13 protein-coding genes are annotated in these 15,348 nt (G+C 48.5%); 7 read left to right on the forward strand and 6 right to left on the reverse strand.

The features are described from left to right. Positions 1-2 precede the first annotated feature (2 nt). Positions 3-422, forward strand: coding sequence for a DUF2721 domain-containing protein (locus DFR28_RS04290; protein ID WP_211316856.1), 420 nt, complete (start codon positions 3-5; stop codon positions 420-422). Here the strand turns inward: DFR28_RS04290 and DFR28_RS04295 are convergent. The 4 genes from DFR28_RS04295 to DFR28_RS04310 all read right to left on the reverse strand — a co-directional run bounded on the left by DFR28_RS04295 (position 419) and on the right by DFR28_RS04310 (position 6,870). Then, positions 419-1,372, reverse strand: coding sequence for a PfkB family carbohydrate kinase (locus tag DFR28_RS04295; RefSeq protein ID WP_113953040.1), 954 nt, complete (start codon positions 1,370-1,372; stop codon positions 419-421). The two genes, DFR28_RS04290 and DFR28_RS04295, sit on opposite strands and share 4 nt — an antisense overlap. 60 nt (positions 1,373-1,432) lie before the next feature. Beyond that, the gene (locus DFR28_RS04300) at positions 1,433-2,812 is read right to left on the reverse strand and encodes an MFS transporter (RefSeq protein ID WP_113953041.1); all 1,380 of its coding nucleotides are present in this window, start codon (positions 2,810-2,812) and stop codon (positions 1,433-1,435) included. A gap of 7 nt (positions 2,813-2,819) precedes the next feature. Then, the gene (gene gtfA, locus DFR28_RS04305) at positions 2,820-4,295 is read right to left on the reverse strand and encodes a sucrose phosphorylase (RefSeq protein ID WP_113953042.1); all 1,476 of its coding nucleotides are present in this window, start codon (positions 4,293-4,295) and stop codon (positions 2,820-2,822) included. Positions 4,296-4,389: 94 nt separating this feature from the next. Continuing rightward, the gene (locus DFR28_RS04310) at positions 4,390-6,870 is read right to left on the reverse strand and encodes a TonB-dependent receptor (protein WP_113953043.1); all 2,481 of its coding nucleotides are present in this window, start codon (positions 6,868-6,870) and stop codon (positions 4,390-4,392) included. 354 nt (positions 6,871-7,224) lie between these two features. Between DFR28_RS04310 and DFR28_RS04315 the strand changes: the two genes are divergently transcribed. Further along, the gene (locus DFR28_RS04315; RefSeq protein ID WP_211316858.1) at positions 7,225-8,232 is read left to right on the forward strand and encodes a LacI family DNA-binding transcriptional regulator; all 1,008 of its coding nucleotides are present in this window, start codon (positions 7,225-7,227) and stop codon (positions 8,230-8,232) included. Between the two features lie 47 nt (positions 8,233-8,279). Here the strand turns inward: DFR28_RS04315 and trmL are convergent, their stop codons facing one another. Next, the gene (gene trmL, locus DFR28_RS04320; RefSeq protein ID WP_113953045.1) at positions 8,280-8,744 is read right to left on the reverse strand and encodes a tRNA (uridine(34)/cytosine(34)/5-carboxymethylaminomethyluridine(34)-2'-O)-methyltransferase TrmL; all 465 of its coding nucleotides are present in this window, start codon (positions 8,742-8,744) and stop codon (positions 8,280-8,282) included. Positions 8,745-9,014: 270 nt separating this feature from the next. On the opposite strand from trmL, the gene DFR28_RS04325 reads away from it, so the two are divergent. Then, a complete protein-coding gene (locus DFR28_RS04325) occupies positions 9,015-9,863 on the forward strand; it encodes a YIP1 family protein (RefSeq protein WP_113953046.1) in 849 nt (282 codons plus the stop codon). Positions 9,864-9,936: 73 nt separating this feature from the next. Here the strand turns inward: DFR28_RS04325 and DFR28_RS04330 are convergent, their stop codons facing one another. Next, positions 9,937-11,577 (reverse strand): mucoidy inhibitor MuiA family protein, encoded by a 1,641-nt coding sequence (locus DFR28_RS04330; RefSeq protein WP_170131969.1) that lies wholly within the window; start codon positions 11,575-11,577, stop codon positions 9,937-9,939. Between the two features lie 164 nt (positions 11,578-11,741). Here DFR28_RS04330 and purD point away from each other — a divergent pair, with 164 nt between their 5' ends. Genes purD through rpiA form a run of 4 tightly spaced genes read left to right on the forward strand, consistent with a single transcriptional unit; the run spans position 11,742 to position 15,129 of the window. Then, positions 11,742-13,034 carry a phosphoribosylamine--glycine ligase gene (gene purD, locus DFR28_RS04335; RefSeq protein ID WP_113953416.1) on the forward strand — a complete coding sequence of 431 codons (1,293 nt, stop codon included), beginning with the start codon at positions 11,742-11,744 and terminating at the stop codon, positions 13,032-13,034. A 25-nt stretch (positions 13,035-13,059) separates the two neighbouring features. Next, a complete protein-coding gene (thyA, locus tag DFR28_RS04340) occupies positions 13,060-13,968 on the forward strand; it encodes a thymidylate synthase (protein ID WP_113953048.1) in 909 nt (302 codons plus the stop codon). 14 nt (positions 13,969-13,982) lie between these two features. Beyond that, on the forward strand, positions 13,983-14,465 hold the full coding sequence (locus DFR28_RS04345; RefSeq protein WP_113953049.1) for a dihydrofolate reductase: 483 nt from the start codon (positions 13,983-13,985) through the stop codon (positions 14,463-14,465). Between the two features lie 4 nt (positions 14,466-14,469). Continuing rightward, positions 14,470-15,129 (forward strand): ribose-5-phosphate isomerase RpiA, encoded by a 660-nt coding sequence (rpiA, locus tag DFR28_RS04350; protein WP_113953050.1) that lies wholly within the window; start codon positions 14,470-14,472, stop codon positions 15,127-15,129. Positions 15,130-15,348: the final 219 nt, after the last annotated feature.

A 15,348-nucleotide genomic window follows, 5' to 3' on the forward strand; every position in this document is an offset into this window, starting at 1 on the left:
TTATGATTCTGAGCATTACTGACCCCGCCTTCTTGTTTCCTGGCATTTCTTTGCTGTTTTTGGCGTACACGAACCGTTACTTGGCATTAGCGAATGTGATTCGCGCACTAAACAATAATGTTGATGACGAATTCTCGCCAAATAGAATCAGCCAAATTCAGTCTCTGCATATGCGCATTACGCTAATTAAGTACATGCAAGCGTTTGGTGTTGTCGCCTTTTTGTTTTGTGTTCTGGCCATGCTGTCGCTGATGCTTGAACAACAACATTCTGGCGAAGTACTTTTTTTCACTAGCCTGATTTCGATGGTCATTTCACTGTTGTTGTCGCTAACTGAAGTAATGAAATCTGGTCAATCGCTTAAAATAGAACTTGACCGCACGCATGTACGCAAATCTGGCCCGAGCAAACGCAAGTCCTAACGCGCAGCTGACAAAATAAAGTGATTTACCTCGTCGACCGTGGGCGGTGAACATCCTGCTCTTGAAACATTGATAGCCGCCGCCGCACAGGCGAAATCAAGAGCATCTTCACACCGCTTTAGACAATCAGCCGGACTACCAGCGTTTAGATCGATATCACCATCGCGCACTAACTTCGCCAGAAATGCCGAATGAAACGTATCACCAGCCCCAACGGTATCGATGACTCTGGCCACCGGGTAAGCCTTGCGTCGAATGCTGCCAGCATGACTCAGCAGCAGTGCGCCACCGTTACCCTCGGTCAGAATAAATAGCCCTCCACTCATCTCAGCATAAAACAGTGTCGCAACGTCGGCCGGACTACCTTGCAACGCAAACGCTTGCAGATCTTCATCGCTGGCTTTAACAATATCGACCAAGGGTAGCAGTGAACGTACACCGTCTAGATAAGCTGCTTTATCTAAGCTCGCGCCTAAGCGAATATTAATATCAACGCTAATGAGCACACCGCGCTGTTTTAGTAGGTCAAACAGACGGCGTATTTTGGGCAATTGACTTGGCGTAATCGCCAGCGAACCGGTGTGGAATACAGACAAGTCGTCCGGCAGACTTGCCAAAATCTCATCTAGCGACGTATCTTTGTCTGCGATACCCTCACGATACAATCGATAGCTTGGCTGACCAACAGAGTCTATTGTCACCATGGCCAACGAAGTTGGTAATACCGATCTCGGATAGCTCGCAAGCTCCACGCCTTCGTCAATCAAAGAATTAGCGAGTTGCTCGCCGAAACAATCGTCTGACAGCTTAGACAAATAGCTAACCGGCATCCCTTGCCGCGCAAGACTAATCGCCACGTTGTATGGAGATCCTCCAAGGTGTGGCCGATAGCTACCATCGCGCCCCATCATAAAGTCGATCAATGCTTCACCTAATACCGCAAACTTCATCACATTAACCTCATATTCAGTTTTTTCTCGTCATTTAGCTAAAAGCGAGCACCCGAGCCATTAGGCCGACGCTCGTCGTTGCTGCAAATCGGCTTCAATCTCAGTTAGAGTCTGCCGATTGAGGCCATAGCCGAGCATCAGTAATCCGCTAACTAAAAAGAAGACCGCAGGCAAGAAATTAAACATCAAGCGAATTCCAAACACCGCAGTGTCTGTCTGCACTTCATTGGCGACAAAACCAAAGCCGGCGAGAATAAAGCCTGGCAACGCACCACCGACAGCGGAGCCAAATTTGAGTGAGAACATCGACGATGACACGGTGAGCCCCGCCGTGTTTTTGCCGGTCGACCATTCACCGTATTCAACGCAATCGGTATACATGGAGAACAGTAAAGTAATCACCACTCCAAAGGTGAAAATGCCAAGTGAATGCAATAGTACTAGCAAAACGAAATCATCAGGCGAGACAAAGAAACAGGCGACAAGTAATAGCGCGTGCAGCACATTCATCAACAACATCAAATGATGTTTTTCAAACCTGGAGGTCAGATAGGGCGTACACAAAGCGCCAAACAACTGACCGATCAATCCACATGACGACAGAAATGCGGTTTTGCTCATAAACCAGAAGTACAATGCGCCACTATCCACTAAGTAATATTTAACGTAATAGACTATCGACGCGAAGCGCGCGATTAAGCCAACCACAACCAAAATCCCGACGAATACCAAAATCGCCCACGAGCGGTTCTTTAGCAATGCACTAAAGTCTTCTTTTACCGAGGTCTTTTGTAGCGTTGGAGCAACGCGCTCTTGCGTAGTCGCAAACGTTACCCAAAAGATCACCACCGACAGAATAGCGAACAGAATAATGGTAAAGCGAAACCCTCGTAGTTCATCGCCACCACCGAGCCAAGCAACCAAAAACGGTGCCAGTGAACTCACCACTAGCGTTCCCAACGACGCAAATACGAAGCGATATTGAGTAACCTTGGTGCGTTCCTCGGCCACTGGCGAAATTACGGCCAACAAGCCTGAATAGGGAACATTAATGGCGGTGTAGGCCAGCATCACAAGGGTGTATGACACATAGGCAAATATTAGCTTACCCGCGGCTGAAAAGTCCGGCCCTAGAAACAACAGATAACCGAGCAATGCATACGGAATAGCAACCCACAACAAATAAGGTCGATACCGCCCCCATCTCGATTTTGTGCGGTCAGCCACTAGCCCCATCACTGGGTCGCTAATCGCGTCAACCACCTTGGTCACCAACAGCATGGTCGCAGCAGCGCTGGCGGAAATCCCATAGACATCGGTGTAGTAGTACAGCAGAAACAACCCGAAGAAGCCCATGTAAAAATTGGACGCCATATCACCCAGTCCATAGCCCACTTTTTCCTTAAATGAGAGAGGGCTGTTATCTGAGGTTCTGTTCATTGCTAGATTACCGCTTAGTTGTCTCGTGGAAACCACCTTCATTAATATCATACTCTCGTGTATCACTTCCTTCTGTCACCAGAATACGCGCCGTTGAATCTTTGAAATACACCGTTAACATAGCGCTTGCACCACCATTACTCCACTTCATTCCAAGCGTATGATCATCAGTGCTAAGTAAAGAAAACTCACCATCAAAAGCGCTAGCCGTGTTTCGAAGCTTAATTAACGCCATTAAACTGGCTACCACCGGTCGAGCTAATTGCGCCTCAATATCTGCACTCGAATATATCTGTCGATTGATATCGCGCCCGACTCCAGTGTTGCGCAATAGCGCCATATCATTCATACCAGCCAACAAACCAACATAATAGAGCTGTGGCTCACCAGGCGCGAAAAACTGAATCGCTCGTGCAATCAGATAATCAGCATCGCAACGACCTAAGGCATCATAGAAGGTGCAGTTAACCTGATAGATATCCAGATTGCTGGCGCCAGTACCACTGGCTTCGCGACTCTCACCACCGCTTTTTTGATGAATACCTTCAACCAGCTCGTTGACTCGGTCGTCGCTTAACAAGCCTGGCTTATCACCGTCGCGAGCGACATCCAAAATGCCGATACCATCATGTGTATCTAACACCGTTACGCAATTGCGCGGAGACATTTCCAACCAACGTTTTAACGGTGCCGCGTCGTTCTGGTAAATAGCATTGAGTACCAGTGGCGGCAACGCGAAATCATAGACACGACCAACGCGACGGGCGATCTCGATTTGCAATCGGTAGTGTGAATGGATTTCGACCAGTGTTTGCATGCCACGTTGTTTCGCGGCCTCGGTCAGTGACGCAATAAATTCAAACGTCTCCGGCAGCATAAAACAACGCGTTCCCGCTCGTTTGATTGCATACCCTGCGGCATCCAATCGAATTTCTTTGACCCCTGAACTAGCAAATTGATCTAACACTGATGTTAAATACGCTTGCCCAGTCGGCACCTCAACATTGATGTCGATTTGGTTTTCGCTGAAGGTGGTCCAAAACTCATACGAATGACCATCTTGCGCGGCGATACTAGTAAATGGGGAACTAGGCCGTGGACGATATATTTTGGCCACATCATTAGGGTTGCCGTCCACAGGAAAGACATCGCTCTTCTTGAGAAACAAGTCCCAATACTTCGACTCTTTACCGAATTGCAACACATCTTTGAATTGTGCAGACTCGGCCGATACATGGTTAACTATTAGATCGGCCATCACTGAGTAGTCAGCGCCAAGCTCGGCAACATCAGGCCAACCGCCGAGCCGACCATCAACAGCAGTATGATCCACCGGATCAAAACCTGCATCAGCGCCGTCTATTGGGTCGAAAAAAGGAAGCAGATGAACGCCTGAAAAAAGCCCAGAAAACTGCTTGTCTAGCATGCTTTTCAGACCGGCCAAATCTCCAGCCAGACGGTCAACGTAAGTAATTAATTGCATGGTTATTATCCATTAAGAAACTAGTTCAGAAACTGGCGCACATTCGCATCGAAGCGAATGCGCGCTCAGCCAAGGCTTATCCGCTCGGATAATTCTAGAAGGAGTAAGTAAAGCCCACTGAACTGGATCGGCCGTTCAAAGGCCGCGCTCGAACAAAGCTACCGATGGCGCCCGACCCCTCTTCAGACTCAGTCAAAACAAATTCGTCTGTCAGGTTATTAACCGTAACGAATGCTGAGAGCTTGTCTGAAAAATGATACGTGCCAAACAGATTCACCAGCACATACGCTTTTTGCTCTAGATCATTATTGTCTTGAAGATAGAAGTCCGTGCTGCCCTGAAACGTCGCACCAACATTGAAGCGATCTGCGTTGTACTCGGGGGTAATCGTATAAATGAAGTCTGCTTGACGGCGTGGCGTATTGCCTACCACTGCCGCATTAGTGCGGTCGGCGGCGATTTCTGCATCGGACCACGTTATATTGCCAGCAACTGAAAAACCGTTAGCAAAATCATAGTCGCCATCGATTTCAATTCCAGTCGCCTCATAGGTGCGTTCAAAGGTATTGCCACTGGTAATTTCAGCGCCAGTTTCTTCCGTTTCAGTATCGAAAGCGGTGACAAAGAACGAGCCATTCTCGCCCAAGTACTTATAACCAATTTCAAACTGAGTGACTGAATCAACACCATCTGTGGTCGCTGCTAAGCTGCCGTCAGCCTTCACTGCACCGCCAATTTGCAATAAGCGGTCACCAATAGCACGACCACCTTCGCTCAAGCGGGTAAACACCGATGAATTGTCACCAAGCAAGTAAGTACCACCAATCGAGTACGATGTGTGATCCGTTGAGTAATCCGCTCGTTGGCCGGGGTTTGCGGTATCTAGCACACCAATACCACCGGCAATAAAGCCCGCCGACGTTGTACTTGGGTTCTCAAGTGAATCAATCACACCATTGCCATTGACGTCAACCGCTTGGTTGCCACCACAACATGCACTCGCCAACGTGCCTTCGGCATCGACGCTATCGCGACGCACACTCATATCAACCGTTACGTTGTCCCCAACATCAAAGCCAACATTCAAGTACGGCGCGATTGTTTGATAATCGAGATCCCATTTCCAATTTAAAAAGCTGGCTGACAGCAATCCGTTATCTGACAACACCTCGCCATTAGCATTGGCTATATATGTAATGTCTTGAGAATTACCACCATCAACCGTTTGCAAACGTGTGTGCCATGCGTTCCATGAGGTCTCGATGGACTGATCGGAATAATACAAACCACCCGATACACTGACCACATCCGACTCCCATGACAACCTTAAATCATTCACAGTTAGGCCAAGATCTTCGAACGAAGTGTCAAAAGTGAGATTGGTGAAAGCGAGCTGATTCGGATTTGCCGCCACTCCGTTCACCAAAGCGCTTACACCTTGCGAACAATCAGCGACCGAAGAGTCACTGCACAGTATATCGCCTTTATTTGCAATCGTTGCAGTACCACCAGCAAAACCATCGGTGAACGGCGAGATAAACCCACCTTTAATGCTCGAGGTTCGGAACTTATTGGTCAGCGTCAAACCATTATCAAAGCTCTTTTCAAATTCCAAGCCCACCGCGGTTACGTCCGACTCAATACCGTCTTCAATTGAACGACCTGGTACGCGTTGACCATTGATATCGTAGAATGGTTGGTTGCTAGCAGTTGAAGCCGAATGAAGTACTTGCGAGCTGGCGTCGAAACCAGCCACTGGGCCGTAGTTTCCACCACCAAGCACGGTAACTGGCGCGGGTAAATAGGTCGTTACATTGTCGTTAATCTTCTTTAGATAGAGTCGTACGTAGCCATCATCGAGTTCTTTGGTAATGTTGGCTTTGATCTGACCACCTTCATCGCCGTCAAAACCGGTTTCGCGTACGCCTTCGCCCTTTCGGAAAAAACCACCAATATGGTACGTCACCGTATCATTAACCGTGCCGCCGTATTCGAAATCGGTGCGGAACTCGTCGTAATCTAGTCCCGCACTAATGCCAACACTACCGGCATCATCGCCACCGGTTTTGCTGATCATATTAATGATGCCACCTGGTGAATTGCTGGCCAAGGTCGATGCCGAACCACCACGAACACTTTCTATGCGTCTAATGGTTCGGTCAGCACGGATGAAGTTATCCGTGTTCCCAAAGTTAATGTCGCCAAATTCTAAAACTGGCAAACCATCTTCGTGGATCTGCGTGTACTTTGAACCACCGGTAGCGAGTGGAATACCCCGGATAGTAATGTTTGCGTTACCACCGCCACCAGACGACTCCGCTCGAATACCCGGCAGACCACGAAATATTTCCGCGGTGGAGCGTGGCGCTAATTTTTGAATATCCTCGTCACTAATAGCACTGACCGAGATACTGGCCTCAAGTTTGGTGACCCCTTGACGCGCAACGCCAGTTACTACGATTTCTTCAATGGCTGGGCTAGATGATTGATCAGCTTGCTGGGCTATTACAACGTTCATTGAACTCATAACAGCAAGCGACACGGCACTTAAAGCAAAACGCTTTGGTAGATTCATTATATCCTCCTCGTACTTTAGAACTCTTTCGAGCGCAGCTAGATGACACGCCCGACTCGATTACCTAGAAACGCCGTATTATTTTTTTTATTTGCGACGAATATCTAATGGTTTTTTAAACCAATCGTTGAATCTGCACACACCGCTTTGGCGCATGATTATCTCCGACAAAACAACGATACTACTGATTTTACAAAAATACAACCGGTTGTATTGCAGTTTTTGTGGCATTATCAACCTAAATACACAATACAAAGAAACTAATCATTAACTGACCCAGCGCCAAACTATTGAACCGGTGATGTCTGGTACAATCCTAATCGCGCATAGACTAAACTCCGATATCGAATGAAAATGTCTGACCTAGCACGCCTTGCCGGCGTGTCCAAATCCACCGTATCGCGCGCCCTTTCAGGTAGCGAGCGAGTCACCAAAGCCACCAGAGAACGTATTCAAAAACTTGCGCAGGAGCACAACTACAAACTCGATACACGGGCACGCAACCTACGCAAACAAGACACATTAACGATCGGCGTGTTACTGCCGTCTAACGGTCGTCAAGACTGGTTAGCCACTGACCCTTTTATTTTAGAAATGCTAGGATCAGTCGCCGACTCCTTAGAAGAAAAAGGCTCCCACGAGTTATTGTTGGCCAAGCACACGAATAACGACCCTTCGTGGATTTCTGAGTTCGCGCGCACGCGTAGCGTTGATGGCATCATTGTAATCGGCCAAAGTCTTTATCATGACGAGCTCAACAAAGCCACGGACTACCACAACGCAATGGTGGTTTGGGGCGCGGAAATACCGGGCCAAAAATATATCACCGTCGGCTCAGACAACTATCGTGGCGGCCGGATTGCTACTGAGCACTTACTCGCACAGGGTCGCAAGAACTTTGCATTTTTAGGTGACATTCGCTATCCAGAAACAAGACTCAGACACCAAGGCTACTGCGACACGCTCGCCCAGGCGGGGCTAGAGTATCGTTCAGAATTAACCACTGATTCTGAGCACTCAAGCGATGCCGCATTACAGTCTTTAGCAGAGCTGCTCAACAAGCCATCCGCTTTCGATGCGTTAATTGCATCCAGTGATTTATTAGCGATTAGCGCCATAAAGGTCATTACAGACCATGGGCTGCGCGTCCCTGAGGACATCGCAATTGTCGGCTACGACAACATAACGTTAGCCAATTACAGCACGCCAACTTTGTCATCCATTACTCAAGATCGCGTATCAGCCGGTCACCTACTGGTTAAAAAGTTATTTGAAATTCTAGAAACTGGACATTCAGAAAACAGCGCGATTGAAACTGAACTAATCGTTCGCGGCTCATCAGCAGTATCCGAGCAAGTCTAAAAGACCGCCTAACATCAATACGCAACCACAGTTAACTACACAAGAGGCTAGGACCCGTTAACAAAGCCCAGTTGACGCCACGCCTCGTAAACGACGATTGCCACGGAATTTGACAAATTAAGACTGCGATTACTCGCCTGCATAGGAATACGTAAACGCTCCGACAACGCAATCTGATCCATTACTGGTGCCGGTAGGCCGTCAGTCTCCGAACCAAATAAAAGCGTATCGCCCGCCACAAATTTCGCTTCGGTGTACGCGATTGAGCCCTTAGTGGTGATAGCAAAAACCCGTTGCGGCTTCACACTCGCCAAGAACGTCGCATAAGATTCGTGTCGACTCACGGTGCTCAGGTCGTGATAATCCAAGCCAGCCCGACGCAACTGCTTCTCTGCAAAATCAAAACCCAGTGGCTCAATTAAATGTAAGTGGCAGCCAGTATTCGCCATTAGCCGTATCACATTACCGGTGTTCGGCGGAATTTTAGGATTGTGTAAAACCACATTCAACATAGAGAAACTCGTTTAAACAAAACACAAAATCCAAGTATAACTGTTTAAAAGTATATCCGTTTAACGCTTGATCATACTGAGTAGCTACTCTAGCAATCAATTGCTCTTAAAATGAGCCTACGACAGAAGTGGTAACTCATTAATTTTGCTACTTGAGTCGTATTCAATTCGCTCGGTATACTGAGTTCAGTAGGTTAGCGAAATGCGGTGTTCGCCCCTGCCTACACCCGAACTACCAACCGTGAATAAGAGACTCGCAGGAGAGACACCATGACCGACCAAAAACCAGATCAAGAGCAAACCGAAGATCCTTATCAAAATACCCCAGACGCCGACTTAGGCACCAACCCTAGCGAAGCATTCGACATCAATAGCGTGATTGCCGATGCGCGTAAAATAATTACCGATCCGGTCGGCTTCTATCGCGACATGCCGCAGACTGGCGGTTACACCAACCCATTGCTCTTCGTGGTAGTCATGGGCTTGGCCACTGGTGTCATCGGCTTTGTATTAAGCTTAATCGGTTTGGCCAAATTCAACACTATGATTGGCGGAGCGGTAGGCTTCGGCATGCTAATCTTTATGCCAATTGCGCTGGTTATTGGGTCGTTTATTGGTGGCGCAATTTTGTGGGTTGTATGGAAGCTAATGGGCTCACAAAAGAGCTATGAAACCGCCGTTCGATGTGTTGCATACTCCAGCGCTATCACCCCGATCGTGTCAGCCCTGTCTATCATTCCCTACATTGCCGGCATTGTAAAAACGCTTTGGAGTTGCTTTTTGATGTACACCGCGAGTGTGCAAACTCATGAATTAAAAGAGCAAACGGCCAAGATTGTATTCGGCATCTTTGCCGCCATCGGCTTAATTTCTGGCATTGGCAGTGAACACACGGTGCGCAAATATGGCAATGCGGCAGAGCAATGGAAAGCCCAACTAGAAAAACGTCATGAAGACGGCACAATCGGAAAATCCTTGCAAGAGCTTGAGAACTTTGAAGACATGACTCCTGAAGAGGCCGGCAAACAATTGGGCAAATTCCTCAGCGGCATGGAAGAATTTTCTAAAGGCTTAGAAGAAAGTGTAGAAGACGCTCAAAAGGATCAAAAATCTAATTAAGACGTAGCAAAAAAGGCGCTGCATGAGCTTATGCAGCGCCTTTTTAATAGATCAAACACTATTAACCCAAGCCTTAGTATTCGTTTACTAAGCGACGATCAGCCGGATAGCTCAAACTATAGCCATAGCGGATTTTCCACGTTTCACCAGCCGGCAAATCTTTACGCCACATAACCACACCAGCTTGATCGTCCTCATCGCGTACCGTTGGCGACGTTGCCGAATCACTCATTTCAATTTTGATCGATTTATTCTTGGCCACCGGATAGGCATCACGTACTTCAATTGTTGCTTGACTAGCACGACGGTTAACAATTTCAAACAACAGATCAACTGCGTCAGTGCGTTGTTTTTTGAAGACACCCGACTCACCATCCTGAGCACCTTGATCAACAACAGTCACCTCAATTCGAGGGTCTTGCCCCATCGGCAATGTAACTTCTGCACCAGGCAAAATAGCCGGCATATACGCCTCACCCATAAATACACCGTCAACATAGATAAGCATTTCACTGGCATACAACGGCGTGCTGCCATCGTGCGTTAAGCGCGCGGCAAGATAAGCTTTGTCATCTTTTTGCGGTACGACTTTGGTCACCAACTGAGTATTGAATGAAAATGACTTAAGGTCATAGCGCTGAGTCTCATTTGAGTTATTAGTTACCGTCACTCGACCGGCAATTGGAAAGTTCATTGCGTAATTCCCACTCCATGTCGGCTCAGCTCGTTTAGACCCGGAGACCACCACCTCTTCCAACATTGCGCTCGGTGCCGGCGCCATTGAATAATCGAGTTGCGCGGTCTGCTTACGATTGCTGCGTTGTGGGGCAGGCCTCGGCAACGCTAAATTCACAAATTGGCTCGATACCGTGGGCGCTTCCAGCGCCTCTGATGGCTCACTGGTTGACAGCATTAACTTAACATTTTCCCACGCCTCTTCAGTGGCTTGCGATACTACCGCTTTCTGAGCCAGCACCAACTTACCGGAATCCGTGTCTAATCGAGCTTCATAGTTAGGTGACCAACTCGCTCGATCTTGCTGGTAGTGAACCTTAATTTGGGTAGTCGCTTGGCGGTTCGCCGAAACCGCCAACATCAGCGATGTTCGAGCTTGACGAGTCGCGCGTTTATCAGCCAATTGGCGTTTCAGAAGACTCAGGTCTTTATTCAGTTCAAGCTTCTTATGCTGATTATCACGAATAACTTTATAAGCACTTCCTGCCCCTTTCTGCATTAAATTTAACGCTTGCTGCCAACTCGCGGTATCAGCATTCGCTTGCGCCGACCCAACCCACGCTTCTTTGGAATATCCGGTTGCCAGTGATTCAAGAAACGACAATTGCAACTTAGCGGCTTTATTACTGTCTTCAACCACCTGCAGTTCCAACTCGACGGCTTCGATTTGCGCTTGAATGGCTAGCACCGCGTCAGAGTCTGACTCACGTAAAGCGTCTCGCCGAGCATTAACTTGGCCGATGCGTACCTGCTTATCGGCCACTTCGATACGAATATTCGCCGGATCCAAATTAGACGGAAACCCTTCTAACACAACCTCCTGCTCGCCGGCCGCAACATTGACTGACGCGCTACGCGTTACCATTGCACCTTGGCCATAAACGGTCACCTCAGACACCGAGGTCGGCACCTCAATTGCCATCACTAGCGACTGGCAAATAAGGGTAATGAATGATGCGGCTAACAATTGTTTGATCATTGCGGTTCTTCCTTTGAATTGTGTAGGGTTTATCACTTTATGGAGTCTAATCGAGATAGTCATGGGACTCAAACTAGCGCCGCGATCATCTGTGTTCCACAAGACATCCGCAGCGTCGCAAGGTAGAATGAGCGCCTCCCAAAAACTCCAACAAAATGCTCGCAATGAAGGTCTTAATAATTGGCAGCGGTGGACGCGAACATGCGTTTGCTTGGAAGGTCGCTCAATCCCCACAAGTGTCTCAGGTATTTGTAGCACCAGGCAATGCCGGTACTGCGCGTGAAGCCAAGGTAAGCAATGTTGCAATTGGCGTAGAAGATATCAGCGCATTAATTGCTTTTGCTAAACAGGAAGACATCGGGCTCACCATTGTCGGGCCAGAAGCACCGCTCGTTTTAGGCGTGGTCGATGCTTTTACCGACGCCGAGCTATTATGTTTTGGGCCGAGTGCGGGCGCAGCGCAATTAGAAGGCTCCAAAGCTTTCAGCAAAGATTTTCTCGCACGTCACGGAATTCCAACGGCGGCTTATCAAGTATTCACCGACGCTGAGCAAGCTTGCGCATACATTGCCGAGCAAGGTGCTCCCATTGTGGTAAAAGCAGATGGTTTAGCCGCTGGCAAGGGAGTCATCGTGGCACTCACAGTTGAGCAAGCGCAAGCCGCTGCTCGCGACATGTTACTCGACAATAAATTCGGTGATGCCGGCGCACGAGTCGTCGTCGAAGAGTTTATGCAAGGCGAAGAAGCCAGCTTTATCTGCATGGTCGACGGCGATAACATTCTGCCGCTAGCCACTTCGCAAGACCACAAAGCACGTGACAACGGCGACCAAGGCCCGAATACCGGCGGCATGGGCGCGTACTCTCCAGCTCCAGTTGTTACGCCAGACATGCACGATACCATTATGCAGCAGGTGATTTTCCCAACTGTCGCCGGCATCAAACAAGATGGCTACCCTTACACCGGTTTTTTGTACGCTGGGCTCATGATTACCCCTGAAGGTATACCCAAGGTAGTCGAATATAATTGCCGCTTTGGTGACCCTGAAACGCAACCCATTATGATGCGCTTGCAATCTGATCTAGTGGAACTTTGCCTCGCTGCGTTAGATCAAAACCTAGGCGAGATTCAGGCTGACTGGGACCCTCGCGCGGCGGTAGGCGTGGTACTCGCTGCTGGCGGTTACCCCGAATCTTACGCCAAAGGTAACGTCATCTCGGGATTAGATGATTGTGACACTGAACACTGCAAAACCTTTCATGCCGGTACTAGCTTGAACAACGACGACGTAGTAACCAGCGGTGGCCGTGTACTATGTGTAACCGCGTTGGGCGACTCAGTAACACAAGCACAACAGCGCGCCTACCAATCGGTAAACGCCATCAATTGGGACGGCATGTTTTATCGCTCCGACATCGCCTATCGAGCCATAGCTCGAGAAGCCAGCTCGGAATAAACCGCTAACAATCAGCGAACAAGCCATGCAAGCCTATTTAGATCTCCTGCAAGACGTATACGACCACGGTGTTGGCAAAGATGACCGTACCGGCACCGGTACGCGGAGTGTATTTGGTCGACAATTACGTTGTGATTTAGCCGAAGGCTTCCCACTCCTAACGACCAAAAAAGTGTTCTTACGGGGCATTATTCATGAACTATTGTGGTTTGTGCGCGGCGATACCAATATCAAATATTTGGTCGACAATAACGTCGGCATTTGGAATGAGTGGCCATTTCAAAATTACCTAAAATCTAAAGGGTTAGACAACAAGCTGGAAAAACACGGTTGCGATTGGCAGTACCAGCTTGAGGAATTTATCGGAAAAATCCAGCGCGATGACACCTTCGCTCAACAATGGGGCGAACTCGGGCCAGTTTATGGCAAGCAGTGGCGTAACTTCTCTGGTGTAGATCAACTTGATTGGGTCATCAATGAAATCAAAACTAACCCCAATTCACGTCGCTTAATTGTTTCAGCATGGAACCCTGGCGAAATTGAAGAGATGGCCAAAGCGGGTCTGCCACCGTGTCACACCCTGTTCCAATTCTATGTGTCACACGACAACAAGCTAAGTTGCCAACTATATCAACGCAGCGCCGATTTATTTTTGGGCGTGCCGTTTAATATTGCCAGCTACGCGTTACTCACCATGATGGTCGCCCAAGTATGTAAATTGCAACTCGGCGAGTTTGTACACACCTTTGGCGACGTGCATATATACAGCAATCATGAAGAGCAGGTACGCACACAGCTCAGTCGCACACCTAAACCGTTACCCAAGATGACTCTTAACCCAAGCGTTACGGACTTGTTCGAATTTCGTTTCGAAGATTTTGAGCTCACTGAATACCATCCAGATGCGGCGATTCGCGCCCCCGTAGCGGTCTAACTCGGAGATTGATTATGCAAGTAATCTTAATTGCCGCGCTCGGCGAAAATGGCGAGATGGGGCATAACAATGAACTGCTGTGGCATCTACCCGGCGACCTTCCGCGCTTCAAACAAATCACCATGGGTTCGCCAATCATTATGGGCCGCAAAACCTACGACTCAATTGGCCGCCCACTACCTGGTCGATTAAATATTGTGTTAACTGAGAATCAACAATGGCACGCTGATGGCGTATCAGTGGCGGCCTCGTTGGACGCTGCACTCAGCCTCGCAGAAGCAGAGAAAACTGGCAAAGCCTTTGTGATCGGCGGCGGCCAGATCTATAAACTATTCTTAGCATATGCGACCAGCATGGAGCTCACCGAAGTATTTGACACACCGGTGGCCGACACCTATTTCCCATTTTTCTCGAACACTGATTTCAAAGAAATTCAGCGCATCAAGATCACCGACAATGACCCTAAATTTGATTACGTGACCTACCAGAGAGTGTAAATCTATGACCCCCGAACAAGCCAAACAACTCGTTGCCGAAGCGGCCATTGAATATCTAGAATGGGACTGGGTTATCGGTGTTGGTACCGGCTCTACCGCCAACCTGTTTATCGACGAGCTGGCTAAAATGAAAGCCAATATCGACGGCACTGTAGCAAGTTCCGAAGCCTCCGCTGAGCGCTTACGAGCCCACGGCATCAAAGTCTATGAACTCGATCAAGTCGGCGACTTGCCAATCTACGTAGACGGCGCCGACGAAGCAACTAAGCACCTACATTTAATCAAGGGCGGCGGTGCAGCATTAACCCGTGAGAAAATTGTGGCGGCCGCTAGCGCTAAATTTGTCTGCATTGCAGACGACTCGAAATTAGTCGACACCTTAGGCGCATTCCCACTGCCTATTGAAGTCATTCCAATGGCTAAATCGTATATTGCTCGGCAACTGGTCAAACTCGGCGGCAACCCTGTTTTGCGCGAAGGCGTGACTACCGATAACGGCAATATCATTATCGATGTGCACGACCTCAACATTGCCAACCCAGTCGAATTAGAACGGCAAATTAATCAGCTAGCCGGTGTGGTGACAAACGGTTTATTTGCCCAACGTGGGGCAGACGTTTTGCTACTCGGCGGTGAGAACGGTGTCACCAAAATGACGTTGTAGCCAGCAAAGGACGCTAGCAAAAAGTGACGTGTGCGGTCGATGGATTGCCACGTCACCGCGCTGCTCACAATGACCGAAGTAATAAGCTTCAGCAGCAATCAAGGTTTCTCGCCGAACCACTTACATCACGCGACTATATAAGCGCGTCATAAGCGCGTCATAAGCGCGTCATAAGAGCTCCGTCAGAACCTCGTCATCCTGAAGAACCGAGCGACGAAG

The sequence above is a fragment of the Arenicella xantha genome (assembly GCF_003315245.1).
GTDB classification, from domain to species: domain Bacteria; phylum Pseudomonadota; class Gammaproteobacteria; order Arenicellales; family Arenicellaceae; genus Arenicella; species Arenicella xantha.